The sequence below is a fragment of the Streptomyces sp. NPDC002104 genome, from assembly GCF_053593795.1.
Genome location: NZ_JBSFDF010000001.1, coordinates 17,446 through 39,910, shown reverse-complemented (window position 1 = coordinate 39,910; position 22,465 = coordinate 17,446). Strand labels below are relative to the sequence as shown.

Here is a 22,465-nt window from a genome sequence, read left to right as displayed (position 1 = left end):
ACGCCTCCCCGGCGCCGCCCCGCCCCGTTCGCCCCTTCGTGCACGCGGTCACGCCCCCGGGTGCTCAGGCCGCGTACGTCTCCCCGCCCGGGGTGAGGGTGGCGCTCCCGGCGGTGCTGTCGGCGAGCCAGGCCCCGAAGGCGGGCAGATCGGCCTCGGGCAGCGCGACCTCGATCTCCACGGCGGCTCCGTAGCGCACGTCGATCACGGCCCTGCCCGTGGAGCGCAGGTCGTTCTCGGTCTTGCCGGCCCGCTGGTGGTCGACGGTGACGGTGACCAGCCGGTACCGGTGCCGGGTCACCGTGCCGAGCGCGTCGAGCGCCTCGCCGACGACCCCGCCGTAGGCGCGGATGAGCCCGCCGGCGCCGAGCTTCACTCCGCCGTAGTAGCGGGTGACGACGGCGACGGCGTAGCGGATGTCCCGGCGCGTGAGCATCTGCAGCATCGGCACCCCGGCGGTGCCGCCGGGCTCGCCGTCGTCGCTGGCCTTCTGCACGGAGGCGTCGGCGCCGATCACGTAGGCGTAGCAGTTGTGCGAAGCGGTGGGGTGCTCCTTGCGGATCCGGGCGACGAACTCCTGCGCCTCCCGCTCCGTGGCCGCGGGCGCGAGCGCGCACAGGAACCGGGAGCGGTTGATCTCCGACTCGTGCACACCCTCACGGGCCACCGTCACGTACTGGTCTGCCTTCACCCGTCCACCCTACGGGGAATCCGACATGCGTCTTTTCCGTTGATCGAGCTGGCGGCAACCAGCGGCCAAGCGCAGCACCAGTAGCACCAGTAGCACCAGCACCAGGAGGCGGCACACGTGTACGGCGATCCGGCAACCATCCGCAAGGTCCTCACCGAGCTCGGCGACACCTGGGCCGTGGTGGGCCTCTCCAACAACCGGGACCGGGCCGCGTACCGCGTGGCCGAGGTGCTCCAGCGGTACGGCAAGCGCGTGATCCCCGTGCACCCCAAGGCGGAGACCGTCCACGGCGAGCAGGGCTACCCCTCGCTGGAGGCGATCCCGTTCAAGGTGGACGTGGTGGACGTCTTCGTGAACAGCTCCCTGGCGGGCGCGGTCGCCGACGAGGCCGTCGCGAAGGGGGCGGAGGCCGTCTGGTTCCAGCTCGACGTGATCGACGAGGCCGCCTTCGCCCGTACCCGCGCGGCCGGACTGGACATGATCATGGACCGCTGCCCGGCGATCGAGATCCCCGCCCTCTAGGGGGTGTCCGCAAAGTCCCGCCCGCCCCCTGCGGTCAGGTGCGGGCGGTCACCGGTGGGATGGAGACCGCCATCGTCATCTCCATCGGACCGGCCCCCTCGTTGCGGTAGGCGTGCGGGGCGTCCGCCTCGAAGGAGACGGCCCCGCCGGCCGGTACGGCGTACGCCTCGCCCGCCACCAGCAGCGTCAGCTCCCCCTCGGTGACGTGCAGCATCTCGAAGGTGCCCGGCGGGTGCGGGTCCGAGGCGGTGCCCTCGCCGGGCTCCAGCCGGTAGGTCCACATCTCCACCGGCCCGCGCCGGTCGTCGCCGAGCAGCATGCTCGCGGCGCTGCCGCCCTCGGTGGACCACATCCGCACCCCCTGCCCCGGCAGGACCACCTGCACCCGCGGACCGCGGTCGTGGTCGAGCAGGGTGGTGATGCTGACGCCGAGCGCGTCGGCCAGTTTGACCGTCGTGCCGACGCTGGGGTTCGTACGGGCCTGCTCGATCTGGATGATCATGCCCCGGCTCACCCCCGCGCGGGCGGCGAGGGCCTCCAGGGTGAACCCGCGCTCCCCGCGCCAGCGCTTGAGGTTGCGGCCGAGCGCCTGGGTGAGCTGTTCGAGGTCCGACACCGTTCCATCCACTCCGTACAATATTTTGGATGACAGGGTTCATTGCACTGAACTATGGTGCGTTGTACTCCACCGTTCAACGCACTGTACTGCGAGGCACCCCATGACCGCCCTGTTCGCCCTGGCCACCGCCGTCCTGTGGGGCCTCGCCGACTTCGGCGGCGGGCTGCTGACCCGCCGGATACCGGCCCTGACGGTGGTCGTCGCCTCCCAGATCCTCGCCGTCCTCGTGCTCGGCGCGGTGGTCCTGGGCACCGGCGCCTGGCGGGAGGCAGGACCGCAGCTCTGGTTCGCGGTGGGGGCGGGCCTGGTGGGCCCGGTCGCGATGCTCAGCTTCTACAAGGCCCTCGCCCTCGGCCCGATGGGCGTGGTCTCCCCGCTCGGATCCCTCGGCGTGGTGGTGCCGATGGCCGCCGGACTGCTGCTGGGCGAGCGGCCCGGAGCCGCCCAGTTCGCGGGCATCGCGGTCGCCGTGGTGGGCATCGTCCTCGCGGGCGGACCCGAACTGCGCGGCGCTCCCGTCCAGCGGCAGGCCGTCGTCCTCACCCTGGTCGCCGCCTTCGGCTTCGGCGCGGTGATGGCCCTGATCGCCCCCGCCTCCTCCACCGTGCCCGGCCTGTTCCTCGCGCTGTTCGTCCAGCGCGTCACCAACGTCGCCGTCGGCGGCACGGCCCTGTGGGTGCGGACCCGGCGCGGAGTCCCGGCCCTCCCGGCCGGTACGGGCGGCCGGCGGATCCTGTGGAGCCTGCTGCCGGCGCTCGCCTTCGTCGGACTGGCCGACGTAGCGGCCAACGGCACCTACTCGATCGCCGCCCAGCACGGCCCGGTCACCACCGCCGCCGTGCTCTCCTCCCTCTACCCGGTGATCACGGCCCTGGCCGCCTTCGCCGTCCTCAAGGAACGCCTGCGCCCCGTCCAGGCGGCAGGAGCGGGCCTGGCCCTGGCGGGCACGGTCCTCCTCGCGGCGGGCTAGGCCGTCTCTTCCGGATCTTGCCGGGCCCGCGACGCCCGGCACCGCGCCTGGCCGCACTGCCGAGGCGACCACGTACGCCCAGTACGCGAACGCCCCGGCAGCACGCCCAGGCACGGCACCAGACGCCGCGGGCTCGGCCGACAAGATCCGAAAGAGACGACCTAGGCCGCAGGTGCGCGAGGTGCGCCCCTCACTCCGGATCCGACACGTCCGCCAGGGCGCGCAGTTGCTCCGGTGTCACCCCGTCGGGGATCGGGACCGGCGCCGGGGTGCGCAGCGGCGGCTGCCAGCCGGCTTCGGGGTCCCAGCGGCGGACGACACGGGCCGGCGCCCCCGCCACCACGGCGTGGTCCGGCACTTCGCCCCGTACGACGGCTCCCGCCGCCACCACGACGTTGCGGCCGAGGCGCGCCCCGGGCAGGATCACCGCGCCGGTCCCCAGCCAGCAGCCCGGGCCTATCTCCACCGGGGCGCTGCGCGGCCACTGCTTGCCGACGGGCTCGTGCGGGTCGTCGTAGCTGTGGTTGGTGGAGGTGATGTACACCCCCGGTCCGCAGAAGGTGTCGTTGCCGATCGTGATCCGGGTGTCGGCGATGACGTGGCTGTCGCGGCCGATGACCACGCCGTTGCCGAGGACCAGCATCGGCTCCGCGCCGAGGTCGAGGTCCGGCATCATGCCGGCGGTGAGCGTGACCCGCTCCCCGATGATGCAGTGGTCGCCGAGCCTGATCCAGGGCTCGCCGAAGACCGTGCCCTGCGGGAAGGCGAGCCGGGTGCCGTGCCCGATCGCGCCGAAACGCAGCCCTCCGGGGGTCTGGGCGGTGACCGCGCCGGCCCGCTGCATCCAGCGCCAGCCCGCGTGGACCGCGCGCCCGGCGAGCCGGCGGCGCAGGGCCGTCAGGGAAGAGAGCGCCGTCTGAGAAGAGAACGTGTTCTGGTTCTTCGCCACCGGGTCACCTTAAGCGCCGGGAGCCGGGGCCGGGCCGTGATCTTCACCCCATTCCCGGGGGCGCGGACGGCGTGGCCTACGGTTCCGGTAGCGCGACGCGACGTACCGGAAGAGGAAGAGAACACATGACGCAGCAGGCGGCCCAGGCACTGGTGATGGGGGTCAACGGGAAGAATCCCGAGATCGACCCGACGGCGTTCACCGCTCCGACCTCCGTCGTCGTCGGGGACGTGCGCCTCGGCGCGGGCGCGAGCATCTGGTACTCGGCCGTGCTCCGCGCGGACTGCGGTCCGATCACCCTCGGCGCCGACAGCAACGTGCAGGACAACTGCACCGTGCACGTGGACCCGGGCTTCCCGGTCTCCATCGGCGAGCGCGTCTCCATCGGTCACAACGCCGTCGTGCACGGCTGCACGGTCGAGGACGACTGCCTCATCGGAATGGGCGCCACGGTCCTCAACGGCGCGGTGGTCGGCGCCGGCTCGCTGGTGGCCGCCCAGGCACTGGTCCCGCAGGGGATGGTCGTCCCGCCCGGCTCGCTGGTCGCGGGCGTACCGGCGAAGGTGCGGCGCGAGCTGACCGCGGAGGAGCGCGAGGGCATCAAGGTCAACGCCCTCATGTACACCGAGCTGGCCAAGCAGCACGGCGCCTCGGTGGCCGCGGACGCGTAACGGGCATCAGCCGGTGGACGTGTTCCCCGCCCGGGGCCGGGCGGGGAACAGGCCCCTCAGTCGGTGAGTACGGTCGGGGAGGCCTCGGCCTGCCCCGGCACCGCGGCCGCGTCGGCGCCCACGGCCTCGCCCACGGCCTCGCCCACGGCCTCGGCCGCGGCGGCCTCTTCCCGCGCCGCCGCGGCCGCCTTCTTCATCCGCCCGCGCACCACCAGGGTCATGGCGAGCCCGAAGACGAGGGCCAGGGCGAGCGCCACCCACGAGAACCCCTTGAGCCACGGCTCGGCGACGATCCCGATCGAGTAGATCACGGCCGTCGTCCCGCCCGCCCACAGGATCCCGCCGAGGACGTTCGCGATCAGGAACCGCCAGTAGGGCATGTGCAGGACGCCCGCCAGCGGCCCCGCGAAGATCCGCAGCAGCGCCACGAACCGGCCGAAGAAGACGGCCCACATGCCCCACTTCTCGAAGGACCGCTCCGCGAGGGCCACCTGGTCCGGGCCGAAGTGCTTGGGGAAGCGCCGGCCCAGCCGCTCCAGGAGCGGCTTTCCGCCCTTGCGCCCGATCGCGTAGCCGATCGAGTCGCCCACGATCGCCCCGGCGGTCGCGCAGATGCCCAGCACCACGGGGTCGATGTGCCCCTGCTGGGAGGCCAGCAGCGCCGAGCTGACCAGGACGATCTCCCCCGGCAGCGGGATGCCGAGGCTTTCCAGTCCGATGACGAGCCCCACCAGGAGGTAGATGCTGACCGCCGGAATCGTCTCCAGCCATTCCTGGATGTGCACCGGTACGTCCTCCCGAGTTCTCCCCCCGGCCCGCCCCCTGTGGCGGACCGAACGGGCAGCCTATCCGGTCGCCACCACAGCCTTTGCGCGCAGCGGCAGTTCGCGCGAGGAACGACCGGCGAACACTTCGCGGCGGCCCGTCCCCACCACCCACGCGTTCCGCTCGGGATCCCAGGAGGACAGCGTGCGCGCGTCGATATCCAGGACGACCCGCCGCGCCTCGCCGGGCTCGAGGGTGAGCCGCCGGTATCCGGCCAGCGCCCGCACCGGCTGGTCCAGCTTCAGGTCCGGGGACGGCCCCACGTAGACCTGGGCCACCTCGGTGCCCGTGCGGCGTCCGGTGTTGCGGACGGTGAACTCCACGCGCAGCCCGCCGTGCTTCCCGTGCGCGCCGCCGCGCCGGACCGCCAGCTTCTCGTAGGCCCAGGTCGTGTACGAGAGCCCGTGCCCGAAGGCGAACAGCGGAGCCACCCGCTGCTGGTCGTACCAGCGGTGGCCGACGTGCACGCCCTCGGTGTACTCCTGCCGCCCGCCGACCCCCGGATAGCGCACCGGGTCCGCGCCGGCCGGGGTCGCCCGCTCGTCGGCCGGGAAGGTCTGGGTGAGGCGGCCGCCCGGGTCCGCGTCGCCGAACAGCACCTCGGCGGTGGCGGCCGCGCCCTCCTGTCCCGGGTAGTACATCTGGAGGACCGCCCCGGTGCGCGGGAGCCACGGCATGGCCGTACCGGAGGAGGTGTTGAGCACCACCGTGGTGCGCGGGTTGGCGGCGGCGACCGCCTCGATCAGCGCCGCCTGGCCGCCGGGCAGCGCCAGCGAGGTGCGGTCGCTGCCCTCGGTGGCGTCCTCGTAGGCGAACAGCACCACGCTGCGGGCCGCCTTGGCCGCCGTGACGGCCTCGGCGAGATCGGCGGCCCGGGTCGCCTTCGTCGTGTGCCGCAGCCGCAGCCGCTGCCCCTTCGGCCCGCCCTCGGCGAAGACGGCGAGGCGGTGTTCGCCCGCCTTGAGCGCGAGGGTGCGGCGGCGCACGGTGCGGCCGTCGGGCGCGGCGCCGAGCAGGCCGCCGGCGAACCGCTCGGCCACGCCCTGCCGTACGGGGAAGAGTTCCTCCCCGTCGAGCCGGACGGCCGGCCGCTTCCCGGTGTAGTGGACGAGCAGGGTCCACTCGTCGTCGGCGGCCAGCCGGAAGGTCCCCTCGTAGCCCCAGGTGCGCCCGGGGGCCACCGCCCGGTCCTCGAGACCCGCGTCGGGCGCGAGCAGGTGCGCCGGCAGCGGGCGGCCGTACAGGTCCTCGCCCAGTGCGTAGGTCACCGCGGAGCCGCTCCCGGCCCGCCGCCGGATCTCGTCGAGGGGGGCGGCGGCCGCGTCCGGGACCACGTGGGCGCTGCCGCCGCCGCCGACGAAGGGGGTCCGCCCGGTGGGGCCGATCACGGCGATGGACCGGGCGGCGGGGCCGGCCAGCGGCAGGGTGGCCCGCTCGTTGCGCAGCAGGACCGCTCCGGCGGTGGCGATCTGCCGCGCGGTACGGGCCCCGGCGGCCGCGTCCCGGACGGGCCGCGCGGCGGGGTGCTCGGCGAGCAGTCCGAAGCGGTCCATGGTGGTCAGGATCCGGCGTACGGCTAGGTCCACGGTGTCCTCGTGGACGGAGCCGCCGCGCACCGCCTCGCGCAGCGGGGCGCCGTAGTGGGTGCCCGCGGGCATCTCCATGTCGAGGCCGGCGCCGATCGAGGCGACGGTGCTGTGCGTGGCGTCCCAGTCCGACATCACCCAGCCGTCGAACCCCCAGCGTCCGCGGAGCAGTTCGTCGAGGAGCGGCCTGTTCTCGCAGGCGTAGACCCCGTTGACCTTGTTGTAGGCGCCCATCACGGCGCCGGCCCCGGCGGCCACGGCGGCTTCGAAGCCCCGTAGCTCCGTCTCGTGGAGGGTCTGTTCGGCGGCGATCACGTCGACGGTGTCGCGGCCCTTCTCCTGGTTGTTGAGCGCGAAGTGCTTGACGGTGGCGATGAGGCCCTCGTCCTGGATGCCGCGGACGACCTCGGCGACCAGGTCGGCCGTCAGCTTCGGATCCTCCGAGAACGTCTCGAAGTTCCGTCCGGCGTACGGGGTGCGGATGAGGTTGGCCATCGGCGAGAGCAGCACGTCGATGCCGAGCGCGCGGCCCTCGCGGCCGATGACCCGCCCGTACGCGCGGGCGAGCGCCGGGTCGAAGGCGGAGGCGAGCAGGACCGGCGCGGGCAGTGCGGTGGCGGGCCGGGCGACGCGGACCCCCGCCGGGCCGTCGGCGAGGCGCAGCGCCGGGATGCCCAGGCGCGGGATGCCCGGCACGTAGCCGGCCTGGCCGAGCGGCTCCGGGTCCGGGCCGCCGTGCAGCAGGACGGTCTTCTCCTCCAGGGTGAGCCGGTCCAGCAGGGCGTCGACCCGGGCGGCGCTGCCGGCGGCGGGCGCGGCGGCTCCCGCGGAGGCGGAGGCCTTACGGGGCTGCGTGCCGGGCGGCGGCGCCGGTACGCAGCCGGCCGCGCCGAGGGCGGCGCCCATCGCCCCGAGGAGGCGCATCGCACGGCGTCTGGACACGGCCTCGCTCATGGGCGCTCCCTGCGGCGTGGGCATCGGCGTCAGGTGGCGGGAGCGGCCCGCGCCGGACCGCTCCCGCCCCCACTGTGCGCCGCGCCTTGCGCGGGCCCGCCTCAGGCGCGCCACCAGGAGGCCGATGTTCAGCCCTGCGGCGGCTGTCCGCCGAGGTCCACCTCGCGCCGGGGCTCGTCCGGGAGCTGGATCCGCGCCTCGGTACGGTGGCCGCGCTCGATGTAGTCCCGTACGACGGCCTCGACCGCGTCCTGGGGCGACCCGATCCCGGCGAGGACCATCACCTCCACCACGAGCTCGGCGTCGAGGCTGATGCTGATCTTGGCTCGGCCCGGCACGGGACCCCCTCCACGCGTCGTCGGAGGAGGGACTCTAGCGGGATCAGGCGTTGGGCCGCAGCGTCCAGACCACGGTCATCTCGCCCGTCACGGCCTCGTCCTCGCGCTGGATGGCGATGGTGACGGGGAACTCGGGGCGGCCGCCCGCGTCGAGTTCGGCGACGACGTCGGCGGCCGGGCGGCCCAGGGTGGCGGTGGCCGTGACGACGCCCTTGGCGAGCTTCTTGTAGCCGATCTCCGCGCTCACCGCGAGGGGCACCGCGCGCGAGAGCTGGTCGCCGAAGGCGGCCAGGACGATCGCGCCGCTCGCGGACTCGGCGAGGGTGAACATGGCGCCGGCGTGCGGGCCGCCGAGGTGGTTGTGGAAGTCGGGCTGGTCCGGGAGCCGGACGACGGCACGCTCGGGGGTGGTCTCCAGGAACTGGAGGTTCAGGGTCTTGGCCATCGGCACGGTCGCGGCGAGCAGTTCGCCCACGTTCATCTGTTCAGTGCTCATGACACGCGATGTTACCCACGAGTAGTAGGCCTTGGCCATAGCGGCCCGGGGGCGGCCGTGGCTCCCCGGCCCCGCTCCCACTATCGTTACCGGCCATGTGGCCAGGACAGCAGCAGCCGCCCGGGGGAGAACCCAACCCCCAGGACGCGCATCAGAACCCGTACCAGCAGCAGCCGGGAACGCCGAACCCGTACCAGCAGCAGCCGCCGACGGCGGCGTACGGGGAGCAGCAGCCCGGCTACGGGTACCCGCAGCAGCCCCCCGCGCCCCAGGGGTGGGGCCAGCAGCCTCCGACCGTTCCCGTGCCCCAGTGGGGCGGCACCCCGCCGCCCCCGCCCCCGCGCGGCGGGAGCCCCTTCGCGACCAGGACCGTGGCCATCGTGGCGGCCTCGGCCGTCGTCGTGGCGGCCGCCGCCACCGGGGCGTTCGTCCTGACCCGGGACGACAAGGGCTCCAACCAGGCGGACGACAAGCCGAGCTCCTCCCCCTCCGCCCCGGCGTCCTCCGCCGCGCCCGCCCCGGCGAGCCCGAGCTCCAACCCGCGCGGCGGCTCCGAGGTCAAGCCGGTGATCCCCGGCTGGAAGGTGGTCCTCAACCCCAAGCGCGGCACCGCCTTCGACGTCCCGCCGGACTGGGAGGTCAAGTCCTCGGGCCTGTCCATCGGCTTCGGGGACGAGTCGAAGAACGACGGCTCGGCCATCGTCATGATGAGCGCGCCCGCCATCCTCAAGGAGGAATGGTGCAAGGTCGACGCCGACAAGGACGGCAAGGAGGACACGACCTCGCTGGCCGCCATCGGCACCAAGGGCGGCATGGGCGCGAAGGACACCGCCGAGGCCGCCTACAACGAGGCCGGCAACTGGGCCTTCGCCGCGTACGCGCAGAAGGCGCCGAAGGGCACCACCAAGATCGTCAAGGCGAAGGAGTACACGACCTCCTCCGGCCTCAAGGGCCACATGGCGACCGCGACCGTCAGCGGCCTGCCCAAGGAGAACAAGTGCGCCTCGGACGGCAAGTCCGTCGCCTTCAGCTTCACGACCACCAACGGTGACCTCGCCACCTGGGTCCTCTACGGCGCCGCGAACGTCCCGGGCGAAGTGAGCAAGGAAACCTACGAGAAGATCCTGAGCACCGTCCGCCTCACCGCGGGCTGATCTCCGCCGCCCCCGCCCCCGGGCCGGATATCCGTTTGGATTCCCGGCCCGGGACGGGGATAGTCCGGGGGTGAGTTCTTCGCCCTCCCCCGCTTCCGCCGCTCCGCTCTCCCCCCGCCGCAGGCCGGAGTGGGCCGGCCGCAACTACACCCTGCTGACGGGTGCCGCGGTCATCACGAACCTCGGGAGCCACGGAGCGCTCATCGCGACCGCCTTCGCGGTCGTCCAGGCGGGCGGCTCCGCCGGGGACGTCGGCCTGGTGGCCGCCGCCCGTACGCTGCCGCTCGTCCTCTTCCTCCTCATCGGCGGAGCCGTCGCCGACCGGGTCCCCCGCCACCACGTGATGGTCGCGGCCAACGCCCTCAACTGCCTCTCGCAGGCCGCCTTCGCCGCACTCGTCCTGACCGGTGATCCGCAGCTGTGGCAGATGATGCTGCTCACGGCGCTGTGCGGCACCGGTACGGCCTTCTTCAACCCGGCCGCCGAGGGCATGCTCATGGCCACCGTCTCCGGCCCGCAGGCCACCCGCGCCTTCGCTCTCTTCCGGATGGCGATGAGCGGCGCCGGCGTCGGCGGAGCCGCCCTCGGCGGAGCCATGGTCGCCTTCATGGGACCCGGCTGGGTCCTCGCCGTGGACGCGGCCGCGTTCGCCGCCGCCGGAGCCCTGCGGGCCTTCCTCGACGTCGGCCACATCGCCGAACGCGCCCCCGGCGGCGGGCTGCTGTCCGATCTGCGCGCGGGCTGGGTGGAGTTCCGGAGCCGTCCCTGGCTGTGGAGCATCGTGCTCCAGTTCTCCGTCGTCGTGGCCGTCATCGGCGCCGCCGAAGCGGTCTACGGTCCCCTGGTCGCCGTGGAGCGACTGGGCGGGGCGGCTCCCTGGGGCGTGGCCCTGGCCTTCTTCGGCATCGGCACCATCGGCGGGGCCGTCCTGATGACCTTCTGGAAGCCGCGCCGGCTGCTGCTGGTCGCCACCCTGTGCATGTTCCCGTCGGCGCTCCCCGCGGCGGGACTCGCCGTCCCGCTGCCGGTGTGGGGCCTGTGCGCGGCGATGCTCGTGAGCGGGGTGGGCATCGAGATGTTCGCCGTGAACTGGATGTCGACGATGCACCAGGAGATCCCGGAGGAGATGTTCTCCCGGGTCTCCGCCTACGACTGGTTCGGCTCGCTGTCGATGCTCCCGCTGGCCACGGCGGTGGCCGGCCCGGTCGAATCCGCGATCGGCCGCACCTCGGCCCTCTGGGGCTGCGCGGCCCTGGTGATCATCGCGACGGCCGCCGTCCTCCTGGTCCCGGACGTCCGCAACATGACCCGCAAACCGCCGGCCGGCCTCACCGCATCCAGTACTCCCGGCTCCGGCCCCGCCGAACCGGCCCCGGTACCCGCCCGCTCCGGCGAATCCAGTCCCGCCGCCGTGTGACGCCCAGGCTGCTCCACCCCGGACGGAGTCCGGGAGACGGGTCCGGGCCGTGCCCGGGGAACGGGCGAAGGGCGGGTGGGGGACGTCGCCCCCCGCAGCGGCCGGCAAGCCCCTCAGCCCAGGCTGAACGCCCCCTCCGGCGGCTCGGGCGAAGCCACCGCGTCCGCGTCGGACACCGGCAGCGCCCCCCGCATCAGGCGGGCGAGGGCCGCCCCCACCTCCACCCGCGCCGGGAACGCGTCCCCCGCGCACGCCCGCGAGAGCTCCGCCACCGGCAGCTCCCGCCGCGAGGCCAGCAGCACCGCGTTCCCGAACCGGCGCCCCCGCAGCACCCCCGGCTCCGCGATCAGCGCCAACTCCCCGAAGGCCGCCCCGAAGTTCGCGAGCTGCCCGCGCAGGAATCCGAACGGCGCCCCGTCGGCGAGGTTGGCCACGTACACCCCGCCGGGCCGCAGCACCCGCGCGACCTCCCGCGCGTACTGCGCCGAAGCCAGCGAGGCGGGCACCCGGGATCCGCCGAAGACATCGCCCACCACCACGTCCGCGCTCGCGTCCGGCGCCGCGGCCAGCCAGGCCCGCGCGTCGGCGACGTGCACCGTGATCCCGCTCCCGGCGGCCACCGGCAGGAACTCCCCGACCAGCGCGACGAGCCCGGCGTCGAACTCGACCACGTCCTGCCGCGACCCCGGCCGGCCCGCCGCCGCGTAGCGCGGCAGGGTCAGCGCGCCGCCGCCCAGGTGCAGCAGGTCCAGCGCGGCCCCCGGCTCGCCCACGCAGTCCAGGACGTGCGCGAGGCGGCGTACGTACTCGAACTCCAGGTGCTCCGGGTCGTCGAGGTCCACGTACGACTGCGGGGCCCCGTCCACGGTGAGCAGCCAGGCCCGCTCCCGGTCGATGTCCGGCATCAGTTTGGCGGTGCCCTGGGCCACGTCCCGGATCACCGGGATCTGTTCGTCACTCACCGCACCATTGTCAGGCCCCCGCGGCCGCCCACACCGCGCGCGCCTGCTCCACGTGCTCCGCGGCCTGCTCCAGCCCCGCCCGCGCGGCGGGATCGCGGCGCGCGGGGTCCAGTACGTTGCGTCCGAAGACCTTGCGGGCCCGCGGCGACGGGGTGATCAGCAGCACCTTCGCGCCGGCCTCCCGCAGCCGGGCGGCCTGCGCCGCGGGCGAGGGGATCAGCCCGGCGCCGGCGGCCATCGGCGCGAGGATCACCACCCGGCCGTAGCCGGAGGCGAGGTCGGCGTTGGTCGCGGAGCGGATCCCGCCGTCGACGAACCGCCGGCCGGCGACGGTCACGGGCGGCCACACCCCGGGTACGGCGCAGCTCGCCGAGACGGCGTCGACCAGACCGGCCTCGCTCCCGCGCTCGAAGGCGGCGAGTTCGCCGGTCAGCGCGTCCACCGCGGTGACGACGAAGCGCCGCTCGGGCCAGTCGTGCGACACCAGCCGGCCCTCCAGCACCTTGCGGCGCACGCCCTCCGGCTCCGTGTCGGCGGCGAGCGCGAAGGCGCCGATCCGGCGCCGGTAGGACTTCGCGTCGCGGGAGCGCACCATCGCGACGGCGTACCGCCCGATCAGGGAGGCGCCCAGTTTCGCGGGGAGTTCCCCGCCGGGGTCGCCGAGCTGGCGCTCGTACAGCTCCTGCGGGGTGAGCAGCCCGGAGGTGAGCTGCGCGCCGACGACCGAGCCGGCCGAGGTCCCGACGACCAGGTCGGCGCCGGTCAGGTCGACGCCCGCGCGGGCGAGCCCGTAGAGCATCCCGGCCTCCCAGCCGACGCCGGTCAGCCCGCCGCCGCCGAGCACCAGAGCCGTGCCCTTGCCTTCGCCGCTGCCGCCGCCGCGTTCGCTGCCACTGCTGCCGCCGCTGCCTTCGCCGCCCATGAACCGCTCCCTCCCCGCATGCCTGTGGTGACGGCAGTCTGGCGCAAGCCGACCACCGCCACCACAGGGGGTACCACCCGCCCGCACCCGCTCCCGGGCCGGGGCCCGGGCCGGGGCCGCTAGCCGACCTCGGTCACCGTCCCGGCACCGACGGTGCGCCCGCCCTCACGGATCGCGAAGCCGAGCCCGCTCTCCAGCGGGACGTCCCGGCCGAGCTCCACGGTCATGGTGACCGTGTCCCCCGGCCGGGCCGCGCCCGCCTCGCCCAGGTCGACGTTCCCCACCACGTCGGCGGTGCGCAGGTAGAACTGCGGCCGGTAGCCGGTCGCCACCGGCGTGGTACGGCCGCCCTCGCGGGCGGACAGCAGGTACACCCGCGCCGTGAAGCGGCGCCCCGGTACGACGCTGCCGGGCGCGGCCACCACGTCCCCGCGGCGCACCGCGTCGCGGGGCACCCCGCGCAGCAGCAGCGCGACGTTGTCCCCGGCCTCGGCGGACTCCATCGGCTTCCCGAAGGTCTCCAGCCCGGTGACCACGGACTCCGCGGCCGCACCGCCGACGGCGCCGAGCAGCGCGACGCGGTCCCCCAGGGACACGGTGCCCCGCTCGACGGCGCCGGTGACGACGGTGCCGCGGCCGGTGATGGTCAGCACGTTCTCCACCGGCATCAGGAACGGCGCGTCGGTGTACCGCACGGGCGTGGGCACGTACGTGTCCACGGCGTCGAGCAGGGCCCCGATCGCCGAGGTCCAGCGCGGGTCGCCGTCCAGTGCCCCGAGCCCGGAGACCCGTACGACGGGGGCGCCGTCCCCGCCGTAGCCGTTCGCGGTGAGCAGCTCGCGGACCTCCAGCTCGACCAGGTCGGTGAGCTCGGGGTCCCCGGCGTCGGCCTTGTTCAGCGCGACGACGATGTGGTCGACGCCGACCTGCCGGGCGAGGAGCACGTGCTCGGCGGTCTGCGGCATCACCCCGTCGAGGGCGGAGACGACGAGGATGGCCCCGTCGAGCTGGGCCGCGCCCGTGACCATGTTCTTGATGTAGTCGGCGTGGCCCGGCATGTCCACGTGGGCGTAGTGCCGGGTGTCGGTCTCGTACTCGACGTGCGTGAGGTTGATGGTGATGCCGCGCCGGGCCTCCTCGGGGGCCCGGTCGATCCGGTCGAACGGCACGAAGGAGGCGCCGCCGCGCTCGGCGAGGACCTTGGTGATGGCGGCGGTCAGGGTCGTCTTCCCGTGGTCGACGTGACCCATGGTGCCGATGTTGAGGTGCGGCTTGGTGCGCACGAAGGCCGTCTTGGCCATGATGTCTTCCCGTGTGGTTCCGAAGCTGAGACTCGAACTGCGGGACCCCCTGAGCGAACCGACCCTCCCCCTGTGGGGTCCGCCGGACGATCCGGGAAGGGTCAGCTTCGGGCGCCGCCGAATGCGGGTGCGCCCGCGGGTGCACCTGCGGCGAGCTGTGCGGGGGCGGCAGCCTTCGGCGCGTCCGCGACTGCGGACGGCGCTGCGGGGAAGGTCTGCCTGGACATGGGGCCGATCCTGCCGGAGCGCGTGCGCCGGGGCCACCGAATTACCCGCCGGCCCGCCGCCGGCGCCCCTACGCCCCGCCGGTGTTCTTCAGCGCCTCGCGCACCGACAGCGGGGACAGCGACTCCCGTTCGGCGGTGACGAAGGCGCGTACGGCGCCGGGGTCCGTCCTGGCGTACTCGCGCAGGCACCAGCCGATGGCCTTGCGGACGAAGAAGTCGGGGTGGCCGCCCTGCCGGCGGCAGTACGCGAAGAGCCGCCCGGTGTCGGTCGCCGCCTTGTACCGGAGCTGGTGGAGCAGGGCGGTGCGCGCCACCCACAGGTTCTCGTCGCCGATCCACTCGTCCATGACGGCGCGCAGCGCCGGGTCGGCCGCCACGAGCGGGCCGACCGTGTGCGCGGCGAGCAGGTCGACGGTGTCCCACCAGGGGTCGGTCACGATCAGCTGGCGGACCACGGGCAGGAAGCCGGAGGAGCAGCGCGGGACGTGCCGGCGCAGGTAGTCGACGGCGAAGTACCGGTACTCGCGCTCCGGAAGCTCCCAGCAGCGCAGTGCGAGGGCCGCGCAGTCCGCTTCGGACGGTTCCGGGGTGTCCTTGGTCACGGCCCGGGACAGCTCGCGGCGCAGCGGGGTGGGGATCCCGAGGAAGGGCGAGACGTCCTTCATGTACGTGGCCATGGCCGCGGCCCGCTCCCCGTCGGCCGCGGCGCCGTAGGACTCCGTGAGCCGCTCCACCACCAGCTCGGCCAGGTCGCTGTGCGGGCCCCCGGCCTCTGTCCGTGGCCGCCGGTCGTTCGGCTGCATGAGGCCCAGATTACGGCGCGCGGACAGGGGGGTCGGTTAGTCTCCCGGAATGTCCCTCCTCCTCGCGCCGTGGACGCGGCTCTCGCTGCTCGTCGTGCTGCTCCTCGCGGCCGGCGTCTGCGTCGTGCTGTACGAGCCCCAGCGGCTGCTCTCGGAGGGCTGGCCGCCGGGGCTCCCGGTGGGCACCGCCGTCCTGCTCTTCGCCGCGGTGTACGGGGTGTGCACGGCGGCCCTGGTGCCCCGTCCGCTGCTGAACCTGGCCGCCGGGGCCCTCTTCGGCTCCTCGTTCGGCCTGCTCGCCGCGGTCGGCGGCTCGGTCGTCGGCGCGGGCATCTCCTTCGGCCTGGGCCGGATGATGGGGCGCGACGCCCTGCGTCCGCTGATCCGCGGCCGCTGGCTGCAGGCGGCCGACGACCAGCTGGCCCGGCACGGCTTCCGTTCGATGCTCGCGATCCGGATCTTCCCCGGTCTGCCCTTCGCGATGGCCAACTACGCCGCCGCGCTGTCCCGCTGCGGCTGGGTCCCCTTCCTCGCCGCCACCGCGATCGGCGTGGTCCCGAACACCGCCGCGTACGTGGTCGCGGGGGCCAGCGCCTCCTCGCCGACCTCCCCCGCGTTCCTCGCCTCGTTCGGCTTCATCGCCCTGTCCGCGGTGGGCGCGGGGGTCGTCGCCTGGCGCAAGCGGCACCGGCTGGCGCCCGTACGCAGGCCCGAGCGGCCCGTGCCGGCGCGGGAACTGACGGCCGTACACCCCCCTGTGGTCACGGCGGCACCCCACGGGCCCTAGCATCGGACCCGAACTGCCCAACGATCACAAGGACGAGCGCACCCCGACATGAACTGGATCGAATCCCTCATCCTCGGTCTCGTCCAAGGACTTACGGAGTTCCTCCCGATCTCCTCCAGTGCCCATCTGCGGCTGACCGCGGCGTTCGCCGGGTGGACGGACCCGGGAGCGGCCTTCACCGCCATCACGCAGATCGGTACCGAAGCCGCCGTACTGATCTATTTCCGCAAGGACATCGCCAAGATCATCTCCACGTGGTTCCGCTCGCTGTACACGAAGGCGCTGCGCTCCGAGCAGGAAGCCAAGATGGGCTGGCTGGTGATCGTCGGATCGATTCCGATCGGTGTCCTCGGCCTCGCCTTCAAGGACCAGATCGAGGGCCCGTTCCGCGACCTGCGGCTGATCGCCACCACCCTGATCGTCATGGGCATCGTGCTCGGCGTGGCCGACCGGCTGGCCGCGCGCGACGAGGAGGGCGGGCGGCACCGCGCCATCCGCGAGCGCAAGACCCTGAAGGAACTGGGCGTCAAGGACGGCCTCATCTTCGGTCTCTGCCAGGCGATGGCCCTGATCCCGGGTGTGTCCCGGTCCGGTGCCACGCTCTCAGGCGGTCTGCTGCTGGGCTTCACCCGCGAGGCGGCCGCCCGCTACTCCTTCCTCCTCGCGATCCCGGCCGTGCTGGCCTCCGGCCTGTTCGAGATCAAGGACGTGATGGAGGACCCGGGGCACATCGAATGGCCCCAGACGATCTTCGCCACGGTCATCGCCTTCCTCGTCGGCTACGCGGTCATCGCGTGGTTCATGAAGTTCATTTCCTCGAAGAGCTTCATGCCGTTCGTGATCTACCGGGTCCTCCTCGGCATCCTGCTGTTCGCCCTGATCGGCATGGGTGTCCTCAGCCCCCACGCCGGCGAGTCGGCCGGCTAGCACGGTCGCGCTCACCGCTTCGCGTGAATCGGAGGTCGCCGGGGAACGTTCCCGGGCGGCCTCCGCGTCGTTGTGGAGGGAGAGACCTGAAGACGAGCAGCAGGGGGTGTCCCATGGGTCGAGTGGTGCTGGAGCGGTTTCCGGCCGGAAGTCCGAGGGGGAGCTGGCCGGCCGAGGAGTACGCGGCGCAGCGGACGCGCGAGGGCGTGCCCGCGGAGGTGGTGATGGATCTGGCGAGCGACGCCTACCTCGTGGTGGTCCGTCCACGGGAGGCGCGTTCCGGTCACTGATCCGCGGCCGGGGCATCCGGGCCGCGCACACCTCTTGGCCTCCGCGGCCCGCGCCCCCACACTGACCCGATGACGCAGCGTGTGGACCTTGCGGGCGTGATGGACCGACTGGCGATCGACGAGCTGGTCACGGGGTACGCCGTCGCCGTGGACGACGGCGACTGGGACGCGTACCGCGCCCTGTTCGCCCCGGGCGGGCGGGCCGACTACGCCTCGGCGGGCGGGATCGAGGGCCCGGCCGGGGAGGTCGCGGACTGGCTCGCGGAGACGATGAAGCTGTTCCCGGTGCGCCAGCACCTCATCGTGAACCGGCTGATCCGCATCCCGGACCTGGGCGGCTCCCCCGGTGACACGGCGGAGGTCCGGGCCGACTTCCTCAATCCCATGCGGCTGGCGGGGGAAGAGCCCGATGACGGCGGCGTGCCCGTGACCGCGCCCAACTTCGTCGCGGCGGGCCGCTACACCTTCGGCGTCGCCCGTACCGCGCAGTCCGGCTGGCGGCTCTCGCGGGTCACCGTCCACGAGAAGTGGCGGCACATGTCGTTCTGACGGTCCGGCGACACGGCTGGACGGCCCGACGGTCCAACGGCTCGACGGCTCGGCGGCTCGACGGGCAGGGCCGTCCCACACGGGAAGCGGAGGCCCTGCGCGATGCTGACGGTCTTTACGGTCCCGCCGGTCCCGGCGGTCCCGCAGCGGGTCCCGTGGTGGCGTGCGCCGGCGGCCGTCGCCGCGGGGGCCCTGCCCTGCCTCGCTTTCCCCGCCCCCGCGCTGTGGTGGTTCGCCTACGTCGCCCTCGTGCCCTGGATCCTGCTGCTGAGGTCGGCCCCCACCGGCCGGCGTGCGGCTGTGGAGGGCTGGCTCGGCGGCGCCGGCTTCGTCTTCGCCGTGCACCACTGGCTGCTGCCCAGCCTGCACGTGTTCCTGTTCGCCCTGGCGGCGCTGCTGGGCCTGCTCTGGATCCCCTGGGCTCTGCTGGTACGGGAGTTCCTCGGCGGGCGGCCCGGCGGGGTCCGGGCGGGCGCCGCGCTGGTCCTCGTACCGGCGGGCTGGCTGCTGTCGGAGCTGGCCCGGTCCTGGCAGGGGCTGGGCGGGCCGTGGGGGCTGCTCGGTGCCAGTCAGTGGCAGGTGGCGCCCGCCCTGCGGCTGGCTTCGGTGGGCGGGGTCTGGCTGGTCGGCCTGCTGGTCGTGGCGGTGAACTGCGCGCTGGTCCTGCTGATCACGGCTCCGGGGGCGCGGGCGGCAGGGCTGGCCGGGGTGACGGGCTGTGCGCTGCTGACGGGGGCGGTGTGGCTGTGGGCGCCCCGTCCGGAGGTCTCGGGCACGCTGCGCGTGGCCGTCGTCCAGCCGGGCCCCGTCGAGGACGGCCCGGACAGCGCGGAGCGCCGGTTCGCCGTCGGGGAGCAACTGACCGGGACCCTGGCCGCGACCACGACCGGAACCCTGTCCGGAACCCTGGCCGGAACCACGACCGGAGCCCTGGCCGGGCCCCCGGCCGCGACGCCGGCCGGGCCGCGTCCCGACCTCGTGGTGTGGGGGGAGAGCAGTGTCGGCGAGGACCTGACGGCCCGCCCGGACCTGGCCCGGCGGCTCGCCGCCCTGTCGGCGCGGGTGGGGGCTCCGCTGCTGGTCAACGTGGACGCGCGGGCCGCCGACCGGCCGGGGATCCGCAAGTCGGCGGTGCTCGTCGGTCCCGCCGGCCCGACCGGTGACCGGTACGACAAGATGCGCCTGGTTCCCTTCGGGGAGTACGTGCCGGCCCGCGAGCTGCTCGGCTGGGCCACCTCGGTCGGCAAGGCGGCGGACGAGAACCGCGTCCCGGGCGACGCACAGGTCCTGATGGACCTGCCCGGCCGGGCGGACGTCCGCCTCGGCCCGCTGGTCTGCTTCGAATCGGCGTTCCCCGACATGAGCCGCCGCCTGGTCCGCGACGGAGCCGCCGTGCTGATCGACCAGTCGGCCACGTCCAGCTTCCAGGACGGCTGGGCCCCGGCCCAGCACGCCTCGCTGTCCGCGCTGCGGGCCGCGGAGACCGGCCGGCCCGAGGTGCACGCCGCCCTGACCGGGATCAGCGCGGTGCACGGCCCGTCCGGCGAGCGGATCGGGTCCGCGCTGTCCACCTCGGCGCGGACGGCGCGGGTGTACGAGGTCCCGCTCGCCCGGGGCACGACCCTCTACGTCCGCTTCGGGGACTGGGCGGTGGGCGCGGCGCTGGCCGCCCTGGCCGCGTACGGTGCGGTCGCGGGCGCCCGCACCGTACGGGAGGCGCTCAGGACGCCTGCTCCAGCGCCGAGCGCACCACCCGCTCGCACAGTTCGTGGGTCAGCAGCGCGTCGCGCGCGCTGAGGACCGTGCCCGTGGCGACGGCCTCCAGGAAGGAGTCGACGACCTGCTCGATGCCGCGCTGGCGGGCCACCGGCACCCAGTCCCCGCGCCGCCGGACCGTGGGCTGGCCCTTGTGGTCGATGATCTCCGCGAGGTTGACGACCTGGCGCTTGGTGTCCTGCCCGGAGACCTCCAGCACCTCCTCCGTGGAACCGGAGAGGCGGTTCATGATGCCGAGCGCGGTGAAGCCCGTACCGGACAGCTGGAGCACGACCTGGCTCATCAGGCCGTCCCGGACCACGGCCCGTACGTCGACCTGGTCGGCCTCGCCGGGCAGCAGGAAGCGCAGCGTGTCGACGACGTGGATGAAGTCGTCCAGCACGAAGGTCCGTACGTCCTCCGGCAGGCCGACCCGGTTCTTCTGCATGACGATCAGGTCGCGCGCGTGATCGGCGCACTGCGCGTAGCCGGGCGCGTGGCGCCGGTTGAAGCCGACGGCGAGGGAGACACCGCGTTCCTCGGCCAGTTCGACCAGGCGGCGCGATTCCGCGAGCTCGTAGGCGATCGGCTTGTCGACGTACGTCGGCACTCCCGCGTCGAGCAGCCGTTCCACGATCTCGGGGTGGACGGCGGTCGGGGCGTGCACGAAGGCCGCGTCGAGCTTCTGCGCGAGCAGCGCGTCGAGGTCGGTGTGCAGCTGTGCGGCCGGGACCCGGTGCTGGGCGCCGACCCGTTCGAGGGTGGCCGGGGTCCGGGTCTGCAGGTGCAGTTCGAGCCCCGGGCGGGTGGTCAGGACGGGCAGGTACGCCTTCTGCGCGATGTCGCCGAGTCCGATGCAGCCGACCTTCACCGGGACCTCCAGGTTCGTTCCTTGTGGGAGTGAGCAGCCTAATCGGTGGTGACCACCCTTCGTGTTCGACCAGGATGGGCCCATGACGATCAGTACTGGATCCCACCGAACCGAACCCTCCACCACGGCCGGCGAGCGCGAGATGCTCGACGGCTGGCTCGACTACCACCGCTCCACCCTCGCCTGGAAGTGCGAGGGGCTCTCCGACGCGCAGTTGCGCACCACCGCCCTGCTGCCGTCCGGGCTCAGCCTGCTGGGGCTGGTGCGCCACATGGCGGAGGTGGAGCGGTACTGGTTCCGGGAGATCATGCTGGACGAGGACCTGCCCGAACTGTTCAGCAGCCACGAGAACCCGGACGGGGACTTCCAGTTCGCCGACGGGGACACCTGGGCCGACGCCGAGCGGATCTGGCAGACCGAGATCGAGCTGGCCCGGCAGGCCGCGGCCGGGCTCTCCCTGGAGCTGGCCTCCAAGCCCGAGAGCCACCGCCGGGGCGAGGTGTTCAGCCTGCGCTGGGTCTACACCCACATGATCGAGGAGTACGCGCGCCACAACGGCCATGCCGACCTGCTGCGCGAGCACCTGGACGGCGCCACGGGCGAGTAGCCGTCACCCGTGCGGGGTGAATATCGGCTCCGGGTTTTCGCAACGGTGCCCTCGCACAGCAGAGTTGTGTGAGTGCATCCAACCCGAACCACGACAAAACTGCTGCTCGGCGTCGCCTGTGCGGTCTCGGCCGTGTCCGGCTGCGTGAACGTGAGCCCGGCCCCCGTGCAGCCGGCGGCCGCCCCCGGTCCCGGCACCCGGGGGGCGCCGCCCCGGCACGAGCCCCTCGGCGGGCAGGCGGCCGCGCCGGTGGTCGTCCGGGCACCCGCCCTGGAGGCGCTGGAGGCCGTGGAGGCCGCGCCGGGGCGACCGGCCGGGCCGGCCCCCTCCACGTCCGGCCGGGCCGCCGTCCCGCGGGCCGCGGACCCGGCCGCGGACGCGAAGGCGGCCGGGGACGGTCGGCGGGGCGGGCACGGAGCCCCGGCGGCCGCCGCGCCGGTCCCGGACATCCCGGAGCCCCGGCAGCCCGGCGCGCACCGGGAGCACGCCGGCGGACGTCCCGGCGGACAGCACCCCGGGCAGCCGCGCGGCGAGCGCGGCGAGGTGCCGCGCGAGCTGGTGCGGGAGCTGCCGGTGCGGCCGGCCGACGTGTGCGCGCTGGGCCGCCGGCACGGGCGCTGGCATCCCGACAGCCCGGAGGCCCGTATCTGCGCGGGCGTCCAGGGCGGCTGACCGCCCGGCCGAGCCGCGCCCCGGCGTCCCGCCGAAGGACGCCGCCCGCGCCCCGCTACTGGTTCTGCTCCGGGAACGGCCTGCGGCCCTCGGCCGGTTCCGCCGCGAGCCGGCGCTCCAGCCGGGCGATGGCGGCCCGTACGCCGTTCCCGTACCCGTCGTCGGCCAGGGCGCCGGTGGCGGCGCGGGCCCGCGCCAGGTGGATCCGGGCGGCCTCGGGACGCCGCAGCTTGACGTAGTCGGCGGCCAGGCTCAGGTGCAGAGAGGGGTAGAAAACCCGTACGGCCGCCGGCGGGCCGGGGCCGTCGGTGTCGGTGTGCGCGGCGGTCAGGGCGCGCAGGTCCCAGGCCAGCTCCTCGGCGGGGTCGTCCTGCGCGTCCGCCAGATAGTGCGCGAGCGTGCAGCGGTGCAGGGAGTCGCCCTCCGTGCCGAGCTCGGACCAGAGCTCGCCGAGGCGGTTGCGGGCCTCCTCGCGGTCGCCGGCGTGCAGCAGGATGACGGCTTGGCCGATCCTGGTCATGACGGCGTCCTCAGACGCCTCCTGCTGCTCCGTCAACGCGGCCTCCGGCTGTGTTCCCGTCAGACCTGCTCCGGTCCGAT

25 protein-coding genes are annotated in these 22,465 nt (G+C 74.1%); 12 read left to right on the top strand and 13 right to left on the bottom strand.

Features of this window, described 5'->3' with window-relative positions; translation table 11 throughout:
- Positions 1-64 precede the first annotated feature (64 nt).
- Positions 65-691 (bottom strand): YigZ family protein, encoded by a 627-nt coding sequence (locus ACWCP2_RS00215; protein WP_450906312.1) that lies wholly within the window; start codon positions 689-691, stop codon positions 65-67.
- Positions 692-808: 117 nt separating this feature from the next.
- On the opposite strand from ACWCP2_RS00215, the gene ACWCP2_RS00210 reads away from it, so the two are divergent.
- Positions 809-1,213: a CoA-binding protein gene (locus tag ACWCP2_RS00210; RefSeq protein ID WP_450906311.1), complete on the top strand. Its 405-nt coding sequence runs from the start codon at positions 809-811 to the stop codon at positions 1,211-1,213.
- A 34-nt stretch (positions 1,214-1,247) separates the two neighbouring features.
- Here ACWCP2_RS00210 and ACWCP2_RS00205 read toward each other — a convergent pair whose 3' ends face one another.
- The gene (locus ACWCP2_RS00205; protein ID WP_450906310.1) at positions 1,248-1,829 is read right to left on the bottom strand and encodes a helix-turn-helix domain-containing protein; all 582 of its coding nucleotides are present in this window, start codon (positions 1,827-1,829) and stop codon (positions 1,248-1,250) included.
- Between the two features lie 103 nt (positions 1,830-1,932).
- Between ACWCP2_RS00205 and ACWCP2_RS00200 the strand changes: the two genes are divergently transcribed.
- Positions 1,933-2,802: an EamA family transporter gene (locus tag ACWCP2_RS00200; protein WP_450906309.1), complete on the top strand. Its 870-nt coding sequence runs from the start codon at positions 1,933-1,935 to the stop codon at positions 2,800-2,802.
- 190 nt (positions 2,803-2,992) lie between these two features.
- On the opposite strand, the gene ACWCP2_RS00195 is transcribed toward ACWCP2_RS00200, so the two are convergent.
- Positions 2,993-3,751, bottom strand: coding sequence for an acyltransferase (locus tag ACWCP2_RS00195; RefSeq protein ID WP_450906308.1), 759 nt, complete (start codon positions 3,749-3,751; stop codon positions 2,993-2,995).
- A 125-nt stretch (positions 3,752-3,876) separates the two neighbouring features.
- On the opposite strand from ACWCP2_RS00195, the gene ACWCP2_RS00190 reads away from it, so the two are divergent.
- The gene (locus tag ACWCP2_RS00190; protein WP_450906307.1) at positions 3,877-4,422 is read left to right on the top strand and encodes a gamma carbonic anhydrase family protein; all 546 of its coding nucleotides are present in this window, start codon (positions 3,877-3,879) and stop codon (positions 4,420-4,422) included.
- 56 nt (positions 4,423-4,478) lie between these two features.
- On the opposite strand, the gene ACWCP2_RS00185 is transcribed toward ACWCP2_RS00190, so the two are convergent.
- The 4 genes from ACWCP2_RS00185 to ACWCP2_RS00170 all read right to left on the bottom strand — a co-directional run bounded on the left by ACWCP2_RS00185 (position 4,479) and on the right by ACWCP2_RS00170 (position 8,621).
- Positions 4,479-5,207: a DedA family protein gene (locus ACWCP2_RS00185; RefSeq protein WP_450906306.1), complete on the bottom strand. Its 729-nt coding sequence runs from the start codon at positions 5,205-5,207 to the stop codon at positions 4,479-4,481.
- A gap of 60 nt (positions 5,208-5,267) precedes the next feature.
- The gene (locus ACWCP2_RS00180) at positions 5,268-7,787 is read right to left on the bottom strand and encodes a beta-glucosidase (protein WP_450906305.1); all 2,520 of its coding nucleotides are present in this window, start codon (positions 7,785-7,787) and stop codon (positions 5,268-5,270) included.
- Positions 7,788-7,915: 128 nt separating this feature from the next.
- Entirely contained in the window at positions 7,916-8,068 is a 153-nt protein-coding gene (locus ACWCP2_RS00175; protein ID WP_450906670.1) for a DUF2191 domain-containing protein, read from the bottom strand.
- A 100-nt stretch (positions 8,069-8,168) separates the two neighbouring features.
- Positions 8,169-8,621: a DUF4442 domain-containing protein gene (locus ACWCP2_RS00170; protein WP_450906304.1), complete on the bottom strand. Its 453-nt coding sequence runs from the start codon at positions 8,619-8,621 to the stop codon at positions 8,169-8,171.
- Between the two features lie 95 nt (positions 8,622-8,716).
- On the opposite strand from ACWCP2_RS00170, the gene ACWCP2_RS00165 reads away from it, so the two are divergent.
- A complete protein-coding gene (locus ACWCP2_RS00165) occupies positions 8,717-9,775 on the top strand; it encodes a hypothetical protein (RefSeq protein WP_450906303.1) in 1,059 nt (352 codons plus the stop codon).
- 70 nt (positions 9,776-9,845) lie between these two features.
- On the top strand, positions 9,846-11,192 hold the full coding sequence (locus tag ACWCP2_RS00160) for an MFS transporter (RefSeq protein ID WP_450906302.1): 1,347 nt from the start codon (positions 9,846-9,848) through the stop codon (positions 11,190-11,192).
- A gap of 113 nt (positions 11,193-11,305) precedes the next feature.
- Here ACWCP2_RS00160 and ACWCP2_RS00155 read toward each other — a convergent pair whose 3' ends face one another.
- The 4 genes from ACWCP2_RS00155 to ACWCP2_RS00140 all read right to left on the bottom strand — a co-directional run bounded on the left by ACWCP2_RS00155 (position 11,306) and on the right by ACWCP2_RS00140 (position 15,407).
- A complete protein-coding gene (locus tag ACWCP2_RS00155) occupies positions 11,306-12,097 on the bottom strand; it encodes a spermidine synthase (protein WP_450906669.1) in 792 nt (263 codons plus the stop codon).
- Between the two features lie 67 nt (positions 12,098-12,164).
- On the bottom strand, positions 12,165-13,076 hold the full coding sequence (locus ACWCP2_RS00150) for a patatin-like phospholipase family protein (protein WP_450906301.1): 912 nt from the start codon (positions 13,074-13,076) through the stop codon (positions 12,165-12,167).
- Positions 13,077-13,195: 119 nt separating this feature from the next.
- Entirely contained in the window at positions 13,196-14,377 is a 1,182-nt protein-coding gene (gene tuf, locus ACWCP2_RS00145; RefSeq protein ID WP_450906300.1) for an elongation factor Tu, read from the bottom strand.
- Between the two features lie 295 nt (positions 14,378-14,672).
- Positions 14,673-15,407, bottom strand: coding sequence for a DNA alkylation repair protein (locus ACWCP2_RS00140; protein ID WP_450906299.1), 735 nt, complete (start codon positions 15,405-15,407; stop codon positions 14,673-14,675).
- A 49-nt stretch (positions 15,408-15,456) separates the two neighbouring features.
- Between ACWCP2_RS00140 and ACWCP2_RS00135 the strand changes: the two genes are divergently transcribed.
- The 5 genes from ACWCP2_RS00135 (at position 15,457) to lnt (ending at position 19,757) form a co-directional block, all read left to right on the top strand.
- Positions 15,457-16,194 (top strand): TVP38/TMEM64 family protein, encoded by a 738-nt coding sequence (locus ACWCP2_RS00135; RefSeq protein ID WP_450906298.1) that lies wholly within the window; start codon positions 15,457-15,459, stop codon positions 16,192-16,194.
- 48 nt (positions 16,195-16,242) lie between these two features.
- Complete coding sequence (locus tag ACWCP2_RS00130) at positions 16,243-17,121, top strand: undecaprenyl-diphosphate phosphatase (protein WP_450906297.1); 879 nt, start codon at positions 16,243-16,245, stop codon at positions 17,119-17,121.
- 113 nt (positions 17,122-17,234) lie between these two features.
- Complete coding sequence (locus ACWCP2_RS00125; RefSeq protein ID WP_266876352.1) at positions 17,235-17,411, top strand: hypothetical protein; 177 nt, start codon at positions 17,235-17,237, stop codon at positions 17,409-17,411.
- A gap of 69 nt (positions 17,412-17,480) precedes the next feature.
- Positions 17,481-17,960, top strand: a complete 480-nt coding sequence (locus ACWCP2_RS00120) for a nuclear transport factor 2 family protein (RefSeq protein WP_450906296.1) — start codon at positions 17,481-17,483, stop codon at positions 17,958-17,960.
- A gap of 102 nt (positions 17,961-18,062) precedes the next feature.
- Positions 18,063-19,757, top strand: a complete 1,695-nt coding sequence (gene lnt, locus ACWCP2_RS00115; protein WP_450906295.1) for an apolipoprotein N-acyltransferase — start codon at positions 18,063-18,065, stop codon at positions 19,755-19,757.
- Here lnt and ACWCP2_RS00110 read toward each other — a convergent pair.
- Positions 19,681-20,586: a Gfo/Idh/MocA family protein gene (locus ACWCP2_RS00110; RefSeq protein WP_450906294.1), complete on the bottom strand. Its 906-nt coding sequence runs from the start codon at positions 20,584-20,586 to the stop codon at positions 19,681-19,683. The genes lnt and ACWCP2_RS00110 overlap by 77 nt on opposite strands.
- Positions 20,587-20,668: 82 nt before the next feature.
- Between ACWCP2_RS00110 and ACWCP2_RS00105 the strand changes: the two genes are divergently transcribed.
- Positions 20,669-21,193: a DinB family protein gene (locus tag ACWCP2_RS00105; protein ID WP_450906293.1), complete on the top strand. Its 525-nt coding sequence runs from the start codon at positions 20,669-20,671 to the stop codon at positions 21,191-21,193.
- A 72-nt stretch (positions 21,194-21,265) separates the two neighbouring features.
- The gene (locus ACWCP2_RS00100) at positions 21,266-21,865 is read left to right on the top strand and encodes a hypothetical protein (protein WP_450906292.1); all 600 of its coding nucleotides are present in this window, start codon (positions 21,266-21,268) and stop codon (positions 21,863-21,865) included.
- A gap of 55 nt (positions 21,866-21,920) precedes the next feature.
- Here the strand turns inward: ACWCP2_RS00100 and ACWCP2_RS00095 are convergent, their stop codons facing one another.
- The gene (locus tag ACWCP2_RS00095; protein WP_450906291.1) at positions 21,921-22,421 is read right to left on the bottom strand and encodes a hypothetical protein; all 501 of its coding nucleotides are present in this window, start codon (positions 22,419-22,421) and stop codon (positions 21,921-21,923) included.
- Positions 22,422-22,465: the final 44 nt, after the last annotated feature.

What these genes read in the sequence shown, in the direction of transcription:
- ACWCP2_RS00200 (WP_450906309.1), top strand. Translation starts at nt 1,933, where the DNA reads ATGACCGCCCTGTTCGCCCTGGCCACCGCCGTCCTGTGGGGCCTCGCC.
- ACWCP2_RS00190 (WP_450906307.1), top strand. Translation starts at nt 3,877, where the DNA reads ATGACGCAGCAGGCGGCCCAGGCACTGGTGATGGGGGTCAACGGGAAG.
- ACWCP2_RS00180 (WP_450906305.1), bottom strand. Translation starts at nt 7,787, where the DNA reads ATGAGCGAGGCCGTGTCCAGACGCCGTGCGATGCGCCTCCTCGGGGCG.
- ACWCP2_RS00175 (WP_450906670.1), bottom strand. Translation starts at nt 8,068, where the DNA reads ATGGTCCTCGCCGGGATCGGGTCGCCCCAGGACGCGGTCGAGGCCGTC.
- ACWCP2_RS00170 (WP_450906304.1), bottom strand. Translation starts at nt 8,621, where the DNA reads ATGAGCACTGAACAGATGAACGTGGGCGAACTGCTCGCCGCGACCGTG.
- ACWCP2_RS00165 (WP_450906303.1), top strand. Translation starts at nt 8,717, where the DNA reads ATGTGGCCAGGACAGCAGCAGCCGCCCGGGGGAGAACCCAACCCCCAG.
- ACWCP2_RS00155 (WP_450906669.1), bottom strand. Translation starts at nt 12,097, where the DNA reads ATGCCGGACATCGACCGGGAGCGGGCCTGGCTGCTCACCGTGGACGGG.
- ACWCP2_RS00150 (WP_450906301.1), bottom strand. Translation starts at nt 13,076, where the DNA reads ATGGGCGGCGAAGGCAGCGGCGGCAGCAGTGGCAGCGAACGCGGCGGC.
- tuf (WP_450906300.1), bottom strand. Translation starts at nt 14,377, where the DNA reads ATGGCCAAGACGGCCTTCGTGCGCACCAAGCCGCACCTCAACATCGGC.
- ACWCP2_RS00140 (WP_450906299.1), bottom strand. Translation starts at nt 15,407, where the DNA reads ATGCAGCCGAACGACCGGCGGCCACGGACAGAGGCCGGGGGCCCGCAC.
- ACWCP2_RS00135 (WP_450906298.1), top strand. Translation starts at nt 15,457, where the DNA reads ATGTCCCTCCTCCTCGCGCCGTGGACGCGGCTCTCGCTGCTCGTCGTG.
- ACWCP2_RS00130 (WP_450906297.1), top strand. Translation starts at nt 16,243, where the DNA reads ATGAACTGGATCGAATCCCTCATCCTCGGTCTCGTCCAAGGACTTACG.
- ACWCP2_RS00125 (WP_266876352.1), top strand. Translation starts at nt 17,235, where the DNA reads ATGGGTCGAGTGGTGCTGGAGCGGTTTCCGGCCGGAAGTCCGAGGGGG.
- ACWCP2_RS00120 (WP_450906296.1), top strand. Translation starts at nt 17,481, where the DNA reads ATGACGCAGCGTGTGGACCTTGCGGGCGTGATGGACCGACTGGCGATC.
- lnt (WP_450906295.1), top strand. Translation starts at nt 18,063, where the DNA reads ATGCTGACGGTCTTTACGGTCCCGCCGGTCCCGGCGGTCCCGCAGCGG.
- ACWCP2_RS00105 (WP_450906293.1), top strand. Translation starts at nt 20,669, where the DNA reads ATGACGATCAGTACTGGATCCCACCGAACCGAACCCTCCACCACGGCC.